Source organism: Mycobacterium sp. 852002-51613_SCH5001154, from assembly GCF_001667425.1.
Taxonomy (GTDB): domain Bacteria; phylum Actinomycetota; class Actinomycetes; order Mycobacteriales; family Mycobacteriaceae; genus Mycobacterium.
Genome location: NZ_LZII01000043.1, coordinates 87,649 through 106,473 on the forward strand (window position 1 = coordinate 87,649; position 18,825 = coordinate 106,473).

General features: G+C 70.9%; 15 protein-coding genes and 1 tRNA gene. 8 read left to right on the forward strand and 8 right to left on the reverse strand.

Features of this window, described 5'->3' with window-relative positions:
• Positions 1–2: 2 nt before the first annotated feature.
• From A5750_RS11295 to selD, 7 genes are all read right to left on the reverse strand, one after another.
• Complete coding sequence (locus tag A5750_RS11295) at positions 3–1,175, reverse strand: zinc-dependent alcohol dehydrogenase (RefSeq protein WP_067262786.1); 1,173 nt, start codon at positions 1,173–1,175, stop codon at positions 3–5.
• A complete protein-coding gene (locus A5750_RS11300; protein ID WP_067262790.1) occupies positions 1,172–2,101 on the reverse strand; it encodes an SRPBCC family protein in 930 nt (309 codons plus the stop codon). The genes A5750_RS11295 and A5750_RS11300 overlap by 4 nt, the downstream gene beginning before the upstream one ends.
• A 179-nt stretch (positions 2,102–2,280) precedes the next feature.
• Positions 2,281–3,267 carry an LLM class F420-dependent oxidoreductase gene (locus tag A5750_RS11305; RefSeq protein ID WP_067262794.1) on the reverse strand — a complete coding sequence of 329 codons (987 nt, stop codon included), beginning with the start codon at positions 3,265–3,267 and terminating at the stop codon, positions 2,281–2,283.
• Positions 3,268–3,313: 46 nt separating this feature from the next.
• Entirely contained in the window at positions 3,314–4,399 is a 1,086-nt protein-coding gene (gene nrfD / locus A5750_RS11310) for an NrfD/PsrC family molybdoenzyme membrane anchor subunit (protein ID WP_067262798.1), read from the reverse strand.
• A gap of 7 nt (positions 4,400–4,406) precedes the next feature.
• The gene (locus tag A5750_RS11315) at positions 4,407–5,378 is read right to left on the reverse strand and encodes a 4Fe-4S dicluster domain-containing protein (protein WP_067262801.1); all 972 of its coding nucleotides are present in this window, start codon (positions 5,376–5,378) and stop codon (positions 4,407–4,409) included.
• On the reverse strand, positions 5,341–8,664 hold the full coding sequence (gene fdh, locus A5750_RS11320) for a formate dehydrogenase (RefSeq protein ID WP_082959088.1): 3,324 nt from the start codon (positions 8,662–8,664) through the stop codon (positions 5,341–5,343). Before fdh ends, A5750_RS11315 begins: the two co-directional genes overlap by 38 nt.
• Before the next feature lie 40 nt (positions 8,665–8,704).
• On the reverse strand, positions 8,705–9,697 hold the full coding sequence (selD, locus tag A5750_RS11330; protein WP_067262812.1) for a selenide, water dikinase SelD: 993 nt from the start codon (positions 9,695–9,697) through the stop codon (positions 8,705–8,707).
• Between the two features lie 27 nt (positions 9,698–9,724).
• Between selD and A5750_RS11335 the strand changes: the two genes are divergently transcribed.
• The 3 genes from A5750_RS11335 to A5750_RS11345 all read left to right on the forward strand — a co-directional run bounded on the left by A5750_RS11335 (position 9,725) and on the right by A5750_RS11345 (position 12,815).
• Positions 9,725–9,819: transfer RNA gene (locus A5750_RS11335), tRNA-Sec, on the forward strand.
• Positions 9,820–9,837: 18 nt separating this feature from the next.
• On the forward strand, positions 9,838–11,118 hold the full coding sequence (selA, locus tag A5750_RS11340) for an L-seryl-tRNA(Sec) selenium transferase (RefSeq protein WP_067262816.1): 1,281 nt from the start codon (positions 9,838–9,840) through the stop codon (positions 11,116–11,118).
• A complete protein-coding gene (locus A5750_RS11345) occupies positions 11,106–12,815 on the forward strand; it encodes a selenocysteine-specific translation elongation factor (protein ID WP_067262821.1) in 1,710 nt (569 codons plus the stop codon). Before selA ends, A5750_RS11345 begins: the two co-directional genes overlap by 13 nt.
• Here the strand turns inward: A5750_RS11345 and A5750_RS11350 are convergent.
• On the reverse strand, positions 12,799–13,263 hold the full coding sequence (locus A5750_RS11350; protein WP_066955779.1) for a GatB/YqeY domain-containing protein: 465 nt from the start codon (positions 13,261–13,263) through the stop codon (positions 12,799–12,801). The genes A5750_RS11345 and A5750_RS11350 overlap by 17 nt on opposite strands.
• Here A5750_RS11350 and A5750_RS11355 point away from each other — a divergent pair.
• From A5750_RS11355 to A5750_RS11375, 5 genes are read left to right on the forward strand one after another with little or no spacing between them, the layout of a single operon-like run.
• The gene (locus A5750_RS11355) at positions 13,262–14,566 is read left to right on the forward strand and encodes a hypothetical protein (protein ID WP_197505410.1); all 1,305 of its coding nucleotides are present in this window, start codon (positions 13,262–13,264) and stop codon (positions 14,564–14,566) included. The two genes, A5750_RS11350 and A5750_RS11355, sit on opposite strands and share 2 nt — an antisense overlap.
• Before the next feature lie 14 nt (positions 14,567–14,580).
• Positions 14,581–15,234, forward strand: coding sequence for a DUF4129 domain-containing protein (locus A5750_RS11360; RefSeq protein ID WP_066955782.1), 654 nt, complete (start codon positions 14,581–14,583; stop codon positions 15,232–15,234).
• Positions 15,234–16,379, forward strand: coding sequence for a DUF4350 domain-containing protein (locus A5750_RS11365; RefSeq protein ID WP_066956034.1), 1,146 nt, complete (start codon positions 15,234–15,236; stop codon positions 16,377–16,379). Before A5750_RS11360 ends, A5750_RS11365 begins: the two co-directional genes overlap by 1 nt.
• On the forward strand, positions 16,274–17,353 hold the full coding sequence (locus A5750_RS11370) for an AAA family ATPase (RefSeq protein WP_369828693.1): 1,080 nt from the start codon (positions 16,274–16,276) through the stop codon (positions 17,351–17,353). The genes A5750_RS11365 and A5750_RS11370 overlap by 106 nt, the downstream gene beginning before the upstream one ends.
• The gene (locus A5750_RS11375) at positions 17,353–18,675 is read left to right on the forward strand and encodes a DUF58 domain-containing protein (protein ID WP_066955789.1); all 1,323 of its coding nucleotides are present in this window, start codon (positions 17,353–17,355) and stop codon (positions 18,673–18,675) included. Before A5750_RS11370 ends, A5750_RS11375 begins: the two co-directional genes overlap by 1 nt.
• Positions 18,676–18,825 lie beyond the last annotated feature (150 nt).

Below are 18,825 nucleotides of genomic sequence, written 5' to 3' on the forward strand. Positions count from 1 at the left end.
GATTACGTCGGATTGAGGATGACTTTGGTGCAGCGGTCCTCTTTGTTCTTGAAGATCTCGTAGCCGTGGGGTGCCTGATCGAGGCTCAGGTGGTGGCTCACCACAATGGTCGGGTCGATGTCGCCGTTGCGAATCCGGTCCAGCAGCGGGCGCATATAGCGATGCACGTGGCACTGACCGGTCTTGATGGTCAACGACCGGTTCATCACCGCCCCGATGGGAAACTTGTCCATCAGGCCGCCGTACACCCCGATGATCGAAAGGGTGCCGCCGTTGCGGCAACTCATCGCCGCTTCCCGGATAGCATGCGGGCGTTCGGTTTCCAGGCGTGCGGCCTGTTTGACGCGGTCGTAGGCATCAACCGGGGTGGACCCGCTGCGCGCTTCCATGCCGGCGGCGTCGATGCAATGGTCGGGACCCCGACCGGCGGTGAGGTCACGCAGTTCCTCGAGCACCGACGTCTCGGCGAAGTTGACCGGCACGGCGCCGATCTTCTGCGCAAGCTCGAGGCGATACGGAACCCGGTCGACGACAATGACTTTGGAGGCCCCGAGGAGATACGCACTCATGATCGCGAACAGGCCGACCGGTCCGGCGCCCCACACCGCCACGATGTCACCGGGGGAGATGTCACACATCTCCGCGCCCATGTAGCCCGTCGGCAAGATGTCCGACAGGAACAGCACCTGCTCGTCGGTCAGGTCGTCTTCGATCTTCAGCGGCCCGACATCGGCGAACGGTACCCGGGCGTATTCGGCTTGGCCGCCGGCGAAACCGCCCAGCATGTGCGAATAGCCGAACAGCCCCGCCGGCGAGTGGCCCATAAATTTCTCGGCGATGCCGGCGTTGGGGTTGGAGTTCTCGCACAGCGAGTACAGGTCACGTTGGCAGGCCGAGCACGCCCCGCACGCGATCGGGAACGGGACCACCACCCGGTCGCCGACCGCCAGGTTGTTGACCCCCTTACCGACTTCGACCACTTCACCCATGAATTCGTGCCCGAGCACGTCGCCGTGCTTCACGGTGGGGATGTAACCGTCGTAGAGGTGCAGGTCCGAACCGCAGATCGCCGTCGAGGTGATGCGCACGATGGCGTCCCGATCGTTGAGGATCTTCGGGTCCGGGACCGACTCCACTTGGACGCTGTTGCGGCCCGCCCAGACGGTGGCCTTCATACGCTGGCTCCTTTGTTCGGTTGCGCGGGCTGCTGGTGCATCTGCCGGACCGCCGCCGTGCCCTCGGGAGAGCCGTCCGAACGCAGCACCTGCCCGGTTTCGAGGATTTGCTTGAAGCGGCGGAGGTCGTCGTTGACTTGCTGCTCGGGGGACTCCCCGAAGAGGCTCGCCGCCGCCTTGCCGAACAGGCCACCCGGGATGTGGTAGCCGATCCTGACGCGAATTTCGGTGCCGTCGCCGGTGGCGGTGGGCGTGAACTCGACGCTGCCGCCGTTCTCGATCACCGAGCCGGGCAGCGACTGCCACGCGAGCCGCCTGTTGGTGTCGTCCTCGGTGATCTGCGCGTCCCACTCCACCGACCGGCCGGCCGGGGCGTTGGCGACCCAATGCGACTGCCCGTCGGTGGTCGGCGTGACCGACTTCAGGTGGTGCATGAAGCTGGGCAGGTTTTCCAGGTCGCGCCAGAAGCGGTACACCTCCTCGGGGGGGCGACGCACGGTGACCGCGGCCCGCAAGGTGCGATGCCGGGAGCCGCTCACGTGCCGGCCGCCGCCGTCGACCGTGCGCAGCGCCGTGTAGAGGTCCAGCCCGCCGATGCCGGCGAGCACGACGGCCGAGATGGTGCCCCGCCTCCGCCGGCCCGGGCCGCGGGCGGTCACCCCGGCCACCAGCAGCGCCACATCCAGGACGTCACCGGCCACCCGGGTCCAGACCAGCTTGTCGGGACCGCCCAGCAGCGCCGCGCCATGGCCGCATTCCCGCGCGCCCAGCGCGCGGATGACCTTTCGTGACCGGGAGGTGTCGTCGACTCCCGCAACGGCAGCAACTTTTCCCGGGGCGATCAGCTCGCTCAAACCCAGCCCGAAGCTGGCGCCGCTGAGTGCCTTGACCAGAGCGGAGGTGGTGGTGGCGGATCGATCGCCCATGGTCAACTCTCCTTGCCTAACGGCGAACGTGAATCGGGGCGAGTTGCTGCAAGACAGCCCCTTTGCGGGTCTTCGGGTAGTCGGCGCTGCCAACCGGATTCGCGCGGCCCATCGCCCGTACTCACCTGGTGCGCACGATTGAAGCCGGATACCCGGGCAGCTACCGCCCAAACGTGGGATTAGCTCGCCGCGTCACGCAGTGCCGCAAGCAAAGGTTCGGCGGCTTCGGAGAGGAACAGGTCCTGCGATTGGCCGCCGACCTGGACGAGCGCCACGTCGGTGAAGCCGGCTTCCCAATAGGGCTTGACGGCCTCGACGATCGCGTCCAGGTCGGGGCCGCAGGGGATGGACTCGGCGACGTCTTCGGGGCGGACGAACTGGGTCGCGCCGGCGAAGCCGGCCGGCGTCGGCAGGTCGGCGTTCACCTTCCAGCCGCCGGCGAACCAGCGGAACTGGTCGTGAGCGCGTTTGATCGCGGTGTCGCGGTCGGGGTCCCAGCACACCGGGATCTGGCCGACGACGCGACCCCCGCCGGCGAGGTTGGCGGCCTGCCGCGCGGCGTGCCAGGCGTCGACGAGTTCGCCGTCTGGCTCGACCGCGACGAAGTGGTCGGCCAGCCGGCCGAACTTGTCGATGCCCTTGGCGCCGGCCATCGCCACCGCGATGCCGACCGGAACCTCGGGCACGTCCCACAGGCGAGCGGAGTCCACCCGGAAGTAGTCGCCGGTGAAGTTCACCAGCTGGCCACCGAACAGCTCGCGGATGATCTTGATGGCTTCGCGCAGCATGTCCTGGCGACGTTCCACGGTCGGCCAGCCCTTGCCGATGACGTGCTCGTTGAGGTTCTCGCCGGTGCCCAGGCCCAGGGTGAACCGGCCATCGGACAGGATCTGCACGGTCGCGGCCTGCTGAGCGACGATCGCCGGGTGATAGCGCATCGTGGGGCACGTCACGTACGTGTACAGGTCGACCCGCTCGGTGGCGTGCGCCACCGCGCCCAGCACGGCCCAGGCGTTGGGCGCGTGCCCCTGCGTGGTCAGCCAGGGCGAGAAGTGGTCGCTGCACACCTCGAAGTCAAAACCCCGCTCTTCGGCTGAATGAGCTTGTCGTACAAGGTCTTTGGGTCCACTCTGCTCGGTCATCAGAGTGTAGCCAAAATTCGTCATGTTCCTATACTTACCCCGGTCCGCCTGGCGCAAACCGCACCAGCGCTCAGCCCGCGGTGGTGATCGAATCTCCGGCGGTCCCGGCGGCCCTGCGCGCCGCCAGCCTGCGTTTCTGCGGCTCGATCGTGTACCGGGGATCGCGGGCCGACTCCAGCCCCGCCTCGAAGAAGCCGAACCGCAGCATTGCCGACGCCGCCAGCAGCGCCAGGCCGGACAGGGCGGCGACACCGCGGTGCCGCCCGCCGAGCAATGCGCCCAGACCACCCGCGGCGGCCAGCCGTTCGCTCCAGGCCAGCAGCCGGCCGGGCCTGCCCTCGTGCAGCGGTTCCCTGGTCACCGGATCCATCCGATACTCGGTGAACCTGGCGGAGACCAGGTCGCCGATCGCACCGATGACGGCCAGCCTGCGGGCGGGCCCGGCCTGCGCGACCGGGGTGGTGATCATCGCCAATCCCGATGCGGCCAGGCTCGCCGAGCTGACGAACACGAACGGCAGGTCTCGGTACGCGGCGTTCCACGTCGGGGTGGCGGTGTCGGTGAGCAGCACCGCCGTGTAGACCGCGAGTGGCGGCGCGAAGACCGCCGCTTCCAATCCGGCGGGTCCCTCCACGGCGCGCAGAACGGCGCGCAACGGCCCCAACGGGATTCGCTCACCGGTCATCCGGTCGACCTCGGACACCGCGGCCACCCCGATGCCGGCACTGAAGAAGCTGAGGATCCACGAGCCGATGCTCATCGGCGAGGTCAGCTTGACGGTGCGCAGCATGTTGACGAATCGCTCGGGCCGACCGAGGTCCTTGACCAGGGCGACCGCGCCCAGCATCACCGAGATCAACGCGGACAGCCTGGCGTTGCGGCGCAATGTGTCTCGCCCGGTGAGCTGGGCCCCGGCCGCGAGCAGGCCGGACCCGCCCGCGACGCCGCCCAGGAACAGGTACGCCGCGACCTCATGTCCCCAGGGGGCGGGCTTGACCACCGGGCGCCCGTAGTACGAGCCGAACTCGACCTCCGGGACCATCGGCATCTCGCGCGCACCGTCGCCGCCGCCCCGGCGGCCCGCCCGCCTGCCCCGGCGCCGCTTGCCGCCCGCCGGCTCCGGCGGACGCAGGCTGTCGTATTCCGAAGTGCTCATGGCGTTTTCACCGACCCTTCCAGAAGGCCAGCGCCGCGGCGGCGAACATCCCCGCCGCGGCCATGCCCGCTCGTTTGAACATCTGGGGCAGGTCGGCCGTGCAGACGCGCGGGTCCGGCGGCAGGCCGTAGACCTCCGGCTCGTCGAGCAGCAGGAAGATCGACCCGGTGCCGCCCACGCCGTCGCGTTCGTTGGCGCCGTAGAGGCGGGCCTCCGTCAAACCCTGGGCGTGCAGCGCGGCTACCCGTTCGGAGGCCGTTACCACCAGGTCGTCGTGGTCGCCGAACTTGATCGACGTGGTCGGGCACGTCTGGGCGCACGCCGGGATCTGGTCGTCGACGAGGCGGTCGTAGCACAGCGTGCACTTCTGGGCGACGCCGGTGGCCGGCGTTTCGGCGGGGCGGCCGGGTCGCTGTGCCGGCGTCGCATACGTGCCGTCGCTACGACGCTCCACCACGCCGAACGGGCACCCGGCCACGCAGGTGCCGCACCCGTTGCAGACGTCGTCCTGCACGACGACGGTGCCGAACTCGGTGCGGAACAACGCCCCCGTCGGGCAGACGTCCAGGCAGCCGGCGTGGGTGCAGTGCTTGCACACGTCCGACGACATCAGCCAACGGAATTCGGGGGTGTCCGGTGGCGTGATGTCTGGGCGTGGCGCGTGGCCGGGAAGGGAGGGCATGCCCAATTCGGTTAGGGCGCGCCCGGATTCGCGCGCCTGGTCGATCCGGTCGCGCCCCTGCTCGATGAACGCCACATGCCGCCAGGTGCTGGCGCCCAGCGCGCCGGTGTTGTCGTAGGACGAACCCAGCAGCTCCAGGTCGCCGTCACGGGGATTGCGATTCCACTCCTTGCAGGCCACCTCGCAGGCCTTGCAGCCGATGCAAATCGAGGTGTCGGTGAAGAATCCCTTGCGCGGCTTGGGTTCGACCCAGCCGGCGTCACTCGTCGGGTCGGTCGGTCCGCTCAGCTGACCCATCGGCTCCCCCTTCCCATACGCCGTCGCTGATCCGCACATTGCCGGTCTCGGTGGTGGCCCCCGACCGGGACTGATATTCGGCGATCAGGCGCAGCAGGTCCTCGCCCTGCGGGCGGCGGCCCGGGCGGATGTCGCACGAGCCGGCCTTGGATTCCTGGATCTGCACGTTGGGATCCAGCGTCACGCCGAGCAGGTCGTTGGCCGCGTCCCCGCTCACCACGGCGTCGCTGCCCACACCCCAGTGGTACGGCAGGCCGATCTGGTGCACCGTGTGCCCATTGATCACCAGCGGGGCAACACGTTTGGTGACCAGCACCCGGGCTTCGATCGCCGCGCGCGGCGAGACGATGGTGGCCCACCCGTACGGCTCGAGTCCGCGTTCGGCGGCCAACTCCGGGGACACCTCGCAGAACATCTCCGGTTGCAGCTCCGACAGGTAGGGCAGCCAGCGGCTCATCCCGCCGGCGGTGTGATGCTCGGTGAGCCGGTAGGTGGTGAACACGTACGGGTACACGTCGGCCCCGGGCTCTCCGGCGCTCGGCGCGCTCAGATTGTCCTTGCGCGGGAAGGTAATTCGTCCGGGGTTTCGCTGCTGAGGATACAGCGCGTTGGCGACCGGCGATTCCTGCGGTTCGTAGTGCGTGGGCAACGGCCCGTCGACCAGACCCTTCGGCGCGAACAGCCAGCCCTTGCCGTCGGCCTGCATGATGAACGGGTCGTCGCCGGCGAGCGCGTCGGGACCGCCGACGTCCGGGTCGGGCCTGCTGCCCGGCGCCCGGTCGGCGACGAAGTCCGGCACGTCGTAGCCGACCCACCGTTGTTGGTCGACGTCCCACCACACGTACCGCTTGCGTTCGCTCCACGGCTTGCCGTCGGGGTCGGCCGACGCGCGGTTGTAGAGAATTCTCCGGTCGGCCGGCCATGCCCAGCCCCACTCCTGCTGGCTCGGCGACGAGCCGCCGTGCGGGACGCGGCGCGCCGCCTGGTTGGTGGCGTTCGCGTACACGCCGGTGTAGATCCAGCAGCCGGCCGCGGTCGACCCGTCGGCGCGCAACTCGGTGTACGACGACAAGGGAGCGCGGTCGGCGGCGTGATACCCGTTGATCTCGGCCAGTACGGCTTCGCCGTCGGGCTCGCCGTGCTCGTCGGTCGGGTAGTCCCACGTCAGGTCCAGGAGGGGCCGGTCGCGCTCATCGGTCGACCCGGCCAACCGCTGCCTGATCCGCTTGCCGAGTTCGAAGAAGAACTGCAACTCGCTCTGGCACTGGCCCGGCGGCTCGACGGCCTTGTGCCGCCACTGCACCAGGCGTTGGGTCTGGGTGAACGATCCCGCCTTCTCCACGTGCGTGGCGGCGGGCAAGAAGAACACCTCGGTCTCGATGTCCTCCGTTTTCAGTTCGCCCGAAGCGATTTCGGGCCCGTCCTTCCACCAGGTGGCCGACTCGATGAGGTTGAGGTCGCGCACCACCAGCCACTTGAGGTGGGACATGCCCATGCGCTGCATCCGGCCGTGCGCCGACCCGACCGCCGGGTTCTGGCCCAGCAGGAAGTAGCCCTCGACCTCGTCGGCCAGCATGCCCATGACGGTCTGATAGGTGCCGTGCGGGCCGGACAGCCGCGGCAGGTAGTCGTAGGCCCAGTCGTTGTCCTCGGTGGCCGCCTCCCCCCACCACGCCTTGAGCAGGCTGATCGCATAGGCGTCGGAGTTGGCCCAAAAACCCTTCTGCTTCTTCGATCCCACCGCGTCGAGATAGTCGGCCAGGGTGTCGTGCGTGCCCGCCTTGGGCATCGCCAGGTAGCCGGGCAGCAGGTTGAACAGTGTCGGGATGTCGGTGGAGCCCTGGATGGTGGCGTGGCCGCGCAGCGCCATGATGCCGCTGCCGGGGCGGCCGACGTTGCCCAGCAGGAGCTGCAAGATGGTTGCGGTGCGGATGAATTGGGCGCCCAGGGTGTGCTGCGTCCACCCGACGGCGTACGCGAAGCACGTGGTGCGCTCGCGCCCGGAGTTTTCGACGATGGAGCGGGCCAGGTAGTCGAAGTCGGCGCGGCTGATGCCGCAGACGTCCGTGACCATCTCCGGGGTGTAGCGGCTGTAGTGGCGCTTGAGGATCTGGAACACCGTGCGCGGGTGCTGCAGGGTCTCGTCGCGTTTGACGCGGGCATGGGCGAGCGGCGGTCCGCCGCTGCCGTGCTCCTGACCCGCCCCGCTCTGCGCGGCCGACGCCCCGTGTGTGTGGCCGCCGCCGGCGGACTCGATCTGGCCGTTCCCCTCTTCGTCGTACGCCCACGTCGACGTGTCGTACTGCCCCGTCTCTGGGTCGAAGCCGGAGAACAGACCATTCAGATCCTCGGTGTCCCTAAACTTTTCGTTGATCAGGGTGGCGGCGTTGGTGTACGCGATGACGTACTCGGAGAACCACAGGTCATTGCTCAGCACGTGGTTGATGAGCGCGCCCAGCAGCACCACGTCCGAACCGGCCCGAATCGGGATGTGTTTGTCCGACACCGCCGAGGTGCGGGTGAAGCGCGGGTCGACGTGGATCACCCGCGCGCCGCGGGCCCGGGCCTCCTCGACCCACTGGAATCCGACCGGGTGGCACTCGGCCATGTTGGAGCCCTGGATGACGATGCAATCCGCGTTGGCCATGTCCTGCAGTGTTTGGGTGGCGCCGCCGCGCCCGAAGGAGGCTCCCAGACCGGGAACCGTGGCGGAGTGTCAAATGCGGGCTTGGTTCTCGATCTGAATGGCGCCCGCGGCGGTGAAGAGCTTCTTGATGAGGTAGTTCTCTTCGTTGTCCAGCGTCGCCCCGCCGAGCGCGGCGATGCCCATGGTGCGGCGCAGCAGGTTGCCGTTCTTGTCGATGTCCTGCCAGGTGTGGCGGCGGGATTCGATGAACCGGTCGGCGATCATGTCGATCGCGGTGTCCAGCTCGAGGGGCTGCCATTCGGTCGCTCGCGGCGCGCGGTAGAGCACCTGCAGCTGCCGGCCCGGTGAGTTCACCAGCTGCTCGCTGGCAGCGCCCTTGGGGCACAAGCGGCCTCGCGAGATCGGCGAGTCGGGATCGCCCTCGATCTGCACCACCCGCTCGTCCTTGACGTACACCTTTTGCCCGCAACCCACCGCGCAGTACGGGCAGATGCTCTGCACCACGCGGTCGGCCGTCGTCGTGCGCGGCGTGACGGCGCGGGTCTGCCTCGATGTCACGGCCGAGCCCCGGCCGAGCTTGTCGCCCGAACGCAACTGACGCACGACGGGCCACTCCAGGAAAAAGTTCCGCATAGCCATGGCCTTTACCCTAGTGCGCGCGGCCGAAACCCCGCCGGGTTCAGCGCACCACGATCGTGCGCTCGCCGCGGGGCACCAGCTCCCCGATCACGGGGGCGCCCGGGATCTCGCCGGCGATCAGCAGCCCACCCGAGGTCTGCGCGTCGGCGAGCAAAAGCGCCTCCTGGTCACTGACGGCGGACAGGTCGACGTGCGGTGCCACCCAGTCGAGGTTGCGCCGCGTGCCCCCGCTGACGTAACCGGCCGCCAGCGCCTCCCGCGCGCCTTCCAGGTAGGGCACGGCCGCGGCGTCGATCATCGCCGTCACGCCGCTGGCCCGCGCCAGCTTGTGCAGGTGCCCGAGCAGTCCGAAACCCGTTACGTCCGTGGCGCATTCGATACCGGCGGCCAGCGCCGCCGCGGCCGCGTCGGCATTCAACGTGGTCATCGCCTCGATCGCCTGCTCGAAGCGCTCACCGGTGGCCTTGTGCCTGCTGTTGAGCACGCCGACGCCGAGCGGCTTGGTCAGCGACAGCGGCGTGCCGGGCTTGCCGGAGTCGTTGCGCAGCAACCGGTTCGGGTCCGCGATCCCGGTGACGGCCAGGCCGTATTTGGGCTCCGGGTCGTCGACGCTGTGCCCGCCGGCGAGGTGGCAGCCGGCCAGCCCGCAGACGTCGAGCCCGCCGCGCAGCGTCTCTGCTGCCAGCTCGAATGGCAGCACGTCGCGCGGCCAGCCGAGCAGATTGACCGCCACCACCGGACGCCCGCCCATCGCGTAGACGTCGGACAGCGCGTTGGTGGCCGCGATGCGACCCCAGTCGTAGGCGTCGTCGACCACCGGGGTGAAAAAGTCCGTCGTCGCGATCAGCGCCACGCCCCCCTCGATGCGGACCGCCGCCGCGTCGTCGCCGTGCTCCAGCCCGACCAGCAGCTCGCCGACCGGGTCGCGCGGCGCGCTCACCCCCAGCCCGCGGACCACATCCTCCAGCTCGCCGGGCGGGATCTTGCAGGCGCAGCCGCCGCCGTGGGCGTACTGGGTCAGTCGATAGGTCACGCGTCCATACTTGTCCCTATGGTTCGAGGAGGCGTGTCCGGTCTGGTGACCGGCGCGGTCTTCAAAACCGTCGAACGGCAGACGCTGCCGCTGGCGGGTTCGATTCCCGTCCGCCTCCGCCATACTTCTTCGAGCCTGACATGACCGACCCGCGCCGGCGGGTGCCGCGCACCGACACGCTGCTCGCCGACCCGCGCCTGGCCGAAGCCCAGCGGGTGCTGGGCCGCGATCTGGTGAAGTCCGTGATCGCCGACGCGCAGCAGCGGGCGCGCGGGGGGGAGATCGAACCCGAGCGCGTCGCCGAGCACGCCGTCGCCGCACTTCCGGCCACCGCGTCGAGCCTGCGGCCGGTCATCAACGCCACCGGCGTCGTGGTGCACACCAATCTGGGCCGGGCGCCGCTGTCGCGGGCGGCCGTCGACGCGGTGGTCGCCGCGGCGGGGACCACGGACGTGGAGCTGGACCTGGCGACGGGCCGCCGCGGCCGCCGGGGCCGGGGGGCGCTGGCCGCGCTGGCGCAGGCGGTGCCCACCGCGGGCGGCGTGCACGTGGTCAACAACAACGCCGCCGCGCTGCTGCTGACCGCCCTGACGCTCGCCCCGGGCAAGGAGATCGTGCTCAGCCGCGGCGAGCTCGTCGAGATCGGGGACGGGTTCCGCATCCCCGAGCTGCTGGCCTCCACCGGATCCCGGCTGCGCGAGGTCGGCACCACCAACCGCACCAGCCTGCGCGACTACGCCGGGGCGATCGGGCCGCAGACCGGTTTCATCCTGAAGGTCCATCCGTCCAACTTCCATGTCACCGGGTTCACCTCGGCGGTCGGCGTGGCGGAGTTGGCGAAACTCGGTGTGCCCCTGGTGGTCGACATCGGCTCCGGCCTGCTCTCCCCGCACCCCCTGCTGCCGGACGAGCCCGACGCCACGTCGACCCTGCGCGACGGCGCCGACCTGGTCACCGCGAGCGGCGACAAGCTGCTCGGCGGCCCCCAGGCCGGCCTGCTGCTGGGCGACGCCGAGCTGATCGAGCGGCTGCGCCGGCACCCGGCGGCGCGCGCGCTGCGGGTGGACAAACTCACCCTCGCCGCCCTCGAAGCGACCCTGACGGGCCCGCCAACCCCGGTGGCCGAGGCGCTGATCGCCGACGTGGCGGAGCTGCGGTCGCGCGCCGAGTCGCTGGCCGCGAGGCTGCCGGACGCCGAGGTGGTGGATTGCATCGCGGCCGTCGGCGGCGGCGGGGCGCCGGACGTCCAGCTGCCCAGCGCCGCGGTGAGCCTGCCCGAGTCCTACGCCGCCGCGCTGCGCGCCGCCAGCCCGCCGGTCGTCGGCCGGCTCGAGGCCGGCCGGTGCCTGCTCGACTTGCGCACGGTCGCTCCCGTGGACGACGCGCGGCTGGCGGCGGCGGTGCTCGCATGTTCGTCATAGCCACCGCCGGGCACGTCGACCACGGCAAGTCCACCCTGCTGCAGCGGCTCACCGGCATGTGGCCGGACCGGCTGGCCGAGGAGCGGCGCCGGGGTCTGACCATCGACCTCGGCTTCGCGTGGACCGAGCTCGGCGGGCGACGGCTGGCGTTCGTCGACGTGCCGGGCCACGAACGGTTCGTGGCCAACATGCTCGCCGGGGTGGGCCCGGTCCCGGCCGTCATGTTCGTCGTCGCCGCGACCGAGGGCTGGATGCCGCAGTCCGATGAACACCTCACGGCGCTGAACGCCCTCGGTGTGCGCCACGGGCTGCTGGTGATCAGCAAGGCCGACCTCGCCGATCCCGGCCCGGCGATCGAGCAGGCACGCGAACGGTTCGCCGCAACCTCGCTGGCCGGGGCCGCCGCCGCGATCGGCACCGACCTCGAGCGGGTGCGCGCGGAACTGCTGGCGCTGACCGACCGGCTGCCGGTTCCGGACGCGGCTGCCGACGTGCGGCTATGGGTGGACCGGAGCTTCACCGTCCGGGGCGCGGGCACGGTGGTGACCGGCACCCTGGCGGCCGGCACGATCCGGGTGGGCGACGAGCTGGAGCACGCCGGCCGGCGCGTCACGGTCCGCGGGCTGCAATCGCTGGGCCGCGACGAGTCGGCGGTGCGCGCGGTGGCGCGCGTCGCGCTGAACCTGCGGGGCGTGGACCGCCGGGACATCGGGCGCGGCGACACCGTTCGGACGCCGGGCGTGTGGCTAGACACCGCGGAGATCGACGTCGCCCTGCGCTCGGCGGACGCGCTGCACCGCCAGCTGGTGCTGCACGTCGGGTCCGCGGCGGTGCCCGTGCAGGTGCGGCGGCTGGGGGAAGCGGCGGCCCGGCTGCGGCTGGCGAAGCCCCTGCCGCTGCGGGTTTCGGACATCGGGCTGCTGCGCGATCCCGGGGAGCACCGGATCGCGGCGGGGATCGAGGTGCTCGACGTCCGGCCGCCGGCGCTGCGCCGCCGCGGCGCGGCCAGGGATCGTGCCGCGGAGCTGGCAACCGGCCGCGTCCGTCCGCCCGATTACGCCCGGGCCGACGAACTGCGCGCGATGGGCCTACCGCTTGCGGGGCAACGGGTGGGTGACTGGGTGGTGCAGCCGCGGTGGTGGGCCGCGCGGCGCGAGTGCGCGACCGCCGCGGTGCGGGCCTGGGCCGAGGACCACGACATCGCGGCGGGAATGCCGCTCGAGACGTTGCGGCAGCGCGCCGGCCTGCCCGCCGCCGAACTACTGCCGACGCTGCTGGCGGGCACCGGACTTGCGGTGGTCGACGGGTTGGTCCGCTCGCCGGGGGCGGCCCTGCCGGCCCGCGTCGACAAGGCGGTGCGCACCGTCGAGGAGTGGCTGGCCGCCGAGCCCTTTCGGGCACCGGAGTCCGACGAACTCGCCGAGCTCAAGCTCGGGCCCCGGGAGCTGGCCGCCGCGGTGCGCGCCGGGCGGCTGACCCGGATCGCCGACGGCGTCGTGCTCGGGTCCGGCGCGCTGGACCGGGCGGCGGGCGTCCTCGCGACGCTGCCCCAGCCGTTCACGGTCAGCGAGGCGCGCCGCGCGCTCGGCACCACCCGCCGGGTCGCCGTGCCGTTGCTGGAGCAGCTCGACGCCCGGCGCGTCACCAGGCGGGCCCCGGACGGCACCCGGGTGGTGGTTCCTACAGCCGCTCCTTGACCGCCGCCGACAACCGGGCGCCGTCGGCCTTGCCCGCCGCGATCGCGGTGGCTGCCTTCATCACCAGCCCCATCTGCTTCATGCTCGGCCGCTCGCCGATCTCCTCGGCGACCTGGGCGATGGCGGTGTCCGCGACGTCGGCCACCTCGGCCTCGGTGAGCGGCGTCGGCAGGTATTCGTCGATGATCCGCGCCTCGGCGTGCTCATTGGCGGCGAGCTCCCCGCGGCCGTTCTGGGTGTAGATCTCCGCCGATTCGGCACGCTTGCGCGACTCCCTCGCCAGCACCTTGATGACTTCGTCGTCGGAGAGGTCTTTGGCCTGTTTGCCGGAGACTTCCTCGGTTTGGATCGCGGCGAGCAGTAGGCGCAGGGTCGCCGTGCGCAGCTTGTCCTTGCTCTTCATCGCATCGGTAAGGTCGGCCCGCAGCCGGGATTTGAGTTCGGCCATGCCAGAGACGCTACGCGCCGACCGCCTGGCCATGATTGAGAAATGCCCGGACCACCGACAGGATGGAGCCCATGACGAACGACGGGCCCGTCCGCATACACCGCGGAACACGTTGAGCGCGCCGCCGCCTGGCTATCCGGGCTACGGCCCACCACCGGGATACGGCCCCCCACCCGGATACGGCCCGCCACCCGCGTACGGTCCCCCACCCGGCTATGGACCCCCGTCGGGCTATGGCCCGCCACCCGGATACGGGCCACCGCCGGGATACGGGCCGCCGCCGGGGTACGGGCCGCCGCCCCCTTGGCAATACGGTCCGCCGCAACTGGTGCCGGGGGCGGTCAAACCCGGCATCATCCCGCTGCGCCCGCTGACCCTGGGCGACATCTTCAATGGCGCGGTCGGCTACGTCCGCGCAAATCCGAAGGCGGCTCTGGGCTTGACCGCCATCGTGGTGGTGGTCATCCAGATCGTCACCAAGGCCGCCGTTTTCGGACCGTTGGCGGCCTACGGCAGGTTGACGACCGACCACGCCAAGGAGCTGACCACCGGGATCGTCGGCGCGTGGTTGACGTCGATGGGCGCCGGCGTGCTGGTCGCCTGGCTGGGCGGCATGCTGCTGTCCGGGATGCTCACCGTCATAGTCGGGCGGGCGGTGTTCGGGTCACCGATCACCATCGGCGAGACGTGGGCCAAGATCCGTGGGCGCCTGGTGCCGTTGTTCGGTCTCGCGGTGATCGAGGGCGCGGTGATGGCGGTTGTCGCGGGACTGGCGGCGGTGATAGTCGCGGTCCTGGCAGCTATCGGCAACCCCGCGGCGGCGGTCATCCTGGGCTTGCCGCTCGCGCTTGCCGTGATCGCGTTGCTGGTGTTCCTGTACACGGTGGTGTTGTTTGCACCCGTGCTGATCGTGCTGGAACGGCTACCCGTCCTCGACGCCATCACCCGATCCTTCGCGCTGGTCCGCGGCGGCTTCTGGCGGGTGCTGGGCATCCGGCTGCTGACGTTCGTCGTGACATCCGTCGTCGGGGGCGCGGTCGCCGTGCCGTTCAACATCGTCAGCCAGTTCTTTTCGATCACCTCGTCTACCGCGGCTTTCCTCCTCGGCACCGTGGTCGCGTCGGTGGGCGCGGCGATCGGCGAGATCATTACCGCCCCGTTCAACGCGGGCGTCATCGCGCTGCTGTACACCGATCGCCGGATGCGCGCCGAGGCCTTCGATCTGGTCCTGCAGACCGGTGCCGCCGGCGGACCGTACGCGGCCGGCTCCACCGATAACCTCTGGCTGACACGGCCGGCCTGAGGACGAGTGAGACAGTGCCCTCCATCGACATCGACCGCGATGCCGCGCACCAGGCCGCCCAGGACGAGCTGAACAAACCGATCTACTCCAAAGGCTCGGCCGAGCAGCAAATAGCCGAATGGCTCAACGAGACGATCTACCGACTACTGCAGAAGACGGCCTCGCTGCCAGGCGGATGGCTCACGGCGACGGTACTTTTCATCATGCTGGGGATCGCGCTGGCGGTCGCCGTCCACATCGCGCGGCGCACCATGCGCACCAGGCGGGGTGCCGACTACCAGTTGTTCGAAGCCGCACAGCTCACCGCGGCCCAGCATCGCGCGACCGCCGAAAACTACGCGGCGCAAGGTGAGTGGGCCGCCGCGATTCGTCATCGACTACGGGCCGTCGCCCGTCAGCTCGAGGAGACCGGCGTGCTGAACCCGGCACCCGGCCGTACCGCCAACGAGCTGGCCTCCGACGCCGGCGCCGCATTGCCCCATCTGGCCGGTGAATTATCCCAAGCCGCAACAGCTTTCAACGACGTCACCTACGGCGAACAACCCGGAACCCAGGGCGCGTATCGGATGATCGCCGACCTCGACGACCACCTGCGGTCCCGCTCGGCGGCCGTGCCCGCCGGGCCGGCGCAGTCCGCCGCCACCGACTCGTGGGCGCAGGTGCGGTGATGGCGACCATCGGGCGTCCCGAAGCCGCCGGCCCGACGCCGATGGAGCGTTGGCGGTCCTGGCGCTGGGTCATCCTCACCCTGGTCGTGCTCGCCGCCATCGCCGGCGTCGATGCCTATCTGACCGCGCCGCGCCCCGGCGCCCGCATGGATCCGGCATCGACGGCTCCCGACGGCGCGCACGCGCTGGTGGCACTCCTGCGCGGCGGCGGCGTCGACGTGGTGGTCGCCGACGGCATCGCCGAGGTGGAACGGGCGGCGCGGCCCGACGCGCTGATCCTGGTGGCGCAGAGCCAATACCTGACCGCCCCGCTGCTGGACCGGCTGGCGAAGGCGCCCGGCGATCTGCTGCTGGTGGAGCCGACGGCGCGGACCCGCGAAGCATTGCTGCCCGGCCTGCGCGTCTCGGCGGCCGGCACCTTCGATACCGATCCAGACTGCACGCTGCGCGAGGCCACTCGGGCCGGTCCGGTGCGATTCGGGCCCAGCGACACCTACCGCGCCACCGACGGTCGGGCGATGACCCGTTGCTACCACGGTGCGTTGATTCGCTTCCGCGACGGCGGGCGGACGACCACGGCGGTGGGCAGCACCGACTTCCTGACCAACGGTGCTCTGCTGCAGGCAGGCAACGCCGCCCTGGCGATGAACCTGGCGGGCGCCCGGCCGCGGCTGATCTGGTACGCGCCCCACCGCATCGAGGGCGAATCACCGCCGCCCGGCTCGGTTGGCGACCTGATCCCGCAGAACGTGACATGGATCGTCTGGCAGCTCTGCCTGGTTGTGCTGCTGGTCGCCCTGTGGCGGGGCCGTCGACCCGGCCCGCTGATCGCCGAGGAGCTGCCCGTAGTGGTGCGCGCTTCGGAAACCGTGGAGGGCCGCGGCCGCCTGTACCGTTCCCGCCAGGCGCGCGACCGCGCCGCCGCGGCACTGCGCACCGCCACGCTGCAGCGGCTGGTGCCCCGGCTGGGTCTGAGCATCGGGGCGTCACCACCGGCGGTGGCGGCCGCGGTGGCCGGGCGAAGCGGGGCCGACCCGGCATTCGTCTCCTACCAGCTGTTCGGCCCGCCCCCGGCGACCGACCACGACTTGCTACAACTTGCCCGTGCGCTCGACGACATCGAAAGGCAGGTCACACGGACGTGACGCAACCATCTACCGCCTCGACCCCCACCGCTGAATCGGCGCGAGAGGCGCTGCTGGCGTTGCGTACCGAGCTCGGCAAGGCCGTCGTCGGTCAGGAGGGGGTGGTCAGCGGCCTGGTGATCGCGCTGCTGTGCCGTGGCCACGTGCTGCTGGAAGGCGTTCCGGGAGTGGCGAAGACGCTGCTGGTGCGCGCACTCGCGGCCGCGCTGCAACTGGAGTTCAAGCGGGTGCAGTTCACCCCCGACCTGATGCCCGGCGACGTGACGGGATCGCTGGTATACGACGCGCGCACAGCCGCTTTCGAGTTCCGGCCCGGCCCGGTGTTCACCAACCTGCTGCTGGCCGACGAGATCAACCGGACCCCGCCGAAAACCCAGGCCGCGCTGCTCGAGGCGATGGAGGAGCGCCAAGTCAGCGTGGAAGGCGTCGCCCAGCCGCTGCCCGATCCGTTCATCGTCGCCGCGACCCAGAACCCCGTCGAATACGAGGGCACTTACCAGCTGCCCGAAGCGCAGCTGGATCGATTCTTGCTCAAGCTGAATGTGACTCTGCCGCCGCGGGATTCGGAGATCGCCATCCTCGCCCGGCACGCACATGGCTTCGATCCCCGCGATCTGTCGGCGATCAAACCGGTGGCCGGGCCCGCCGAACTGGCGGCCGGGCGCGACGCCGTGCGCCACGTGCTAGTCGCCGACGAGATCCTGGGATACATCGTCGACACCGTCGGGGCCACCCGCTCCTCGCCCGCGTTGCAGCTGGGCGTCTCGCCGCGCGGGGCCACCGCGCTGCTGGCCACGGCGCGTTCCTGGGCCTGGCTTTCCGGCCGCAACTACGTCACCCCCGACGACGTGAAGGCCATGGCCCGCCCGACGCTGCGGCACCGGGTGATGCTGCGCCCCGAGGCCGAGCTCGAAGGGGCCACACCCGACGGTGTGCTCGACGGGATCTTGGCCTCGGTTCCGGTGCCCCGCTAGTGGTCCTGACCGGACGCGCCGGGCTGGTCGCGCTGATGTGCGTCCTGCCCATTGCGTTGTCACCCTGGCCGGCAAGGACTTTCGCCGTGCTGGCGGTCACGCTGGCGGCCGTGGTGGCCGTGGACATCGGGTTGGCGGCCAGCACCCGCAGGTTGCGTTACATCCGCTCGCCGGATCGCTCCGCCCGGCTCGCACAGCAGGTGGACGTCGGGCTGCTGATCCACAACGACGGCCGGCGGCGGTTTCGCGGCCAGGTTCGCGACGCCTGGCCGCCCAGCGCCGGCGCGCGACCGCGCATCCATCCCGTGAACATCCCCGCCGGGCAGCATCAGCACATCCAGTCCCAGCTGCGGCCGGTCCGCCGCGGCGAGCAGCGCGCCGCAGTGGTCACCGCCCGGTCCATCGGGCCGCTGGGGCTGGCGGGGCGGCAAGGGTCGCAGGCGGTGCCGGGCCTGCTGCGGGTGCTGCCGCCGTTCCTGTCCCGCAAGCACCTGCCGGCGCGGCTGGCCAAGCTCCGCGAGATCGACGGGCTGCTGCCGACGCTGATCCGCGGCCAGGGAACCGAATTCGACTCGCTGCGCGAGTATGTCGTCGGTGACGACGTGCGGTCGATCGACTGGCGCGCCACCGCGCGTCGCGCCGACGTCGTCGTCCGCACCTGGCGCCCCGAACGCGACCGGCGGGTGGTGATCGTGCTCGACACCGGGCGCACCTCGGCGGGCCGGGTGGGTGTCGATCCGACGGCCGCCGATCCCGCGGGGTGGCCCCGGCTGGACTGGTCGATGGATGCCGCGCTGCTGCTGGCGGCGCTCGCGTCGCGGGCCGGCGATCACGTCGACTTCCTCGCGCACGACCGGGTCAGCCGGGCCGGCGTCTTCGGCGCGTCGCGCACCGAGCTGCTCGCCCACCTGGTCGAGGCGATGGCCCCCCTGCAACCCGCGCTGCTCGAACCGGATTGGACCGCAATGGTTTCCGCCATTGCGCGGCGGGCCCGCCGACGATCGCTGGTGGTGCTGCTGACCGACCTCAACGCGACCGCGCTCGACGAGGGCTTGCTGCCGGTGCTGCCCCAGTTGTCGGCCCGACACCACCTGATGGTGGCCGCAGTCGCCGACCCTCGAGTCGACCAACTGGCCGCCGGGCGTTCCGACCCGGCCGCCGTCTACGACGCGGCGGCCGCCGAACGATCACGCAACGACCGCCGCGCGATCGCCACTCGCCTGCGCCGCAGCGGGGTGGAGGTCGTCGATGCCCCGCCCACCGAACTGGCCCCCGCCCTGGCCGACCACTACCTGGCGATGAAGGCCACCGGTCGGCTGTAGCCCGGCGACGATGCACGCCGCGCAGCGGCGTGAGAAGAAGCCGGGCCAATCGGCTGTAGCCCGGCGACGATGCACGCCGCGCAGCGGCGTGAGAAGAAGCCGGGCCAATCGGCTGTAGCCCGGCGACGATGCACGCCGCGCAGCGGCGTG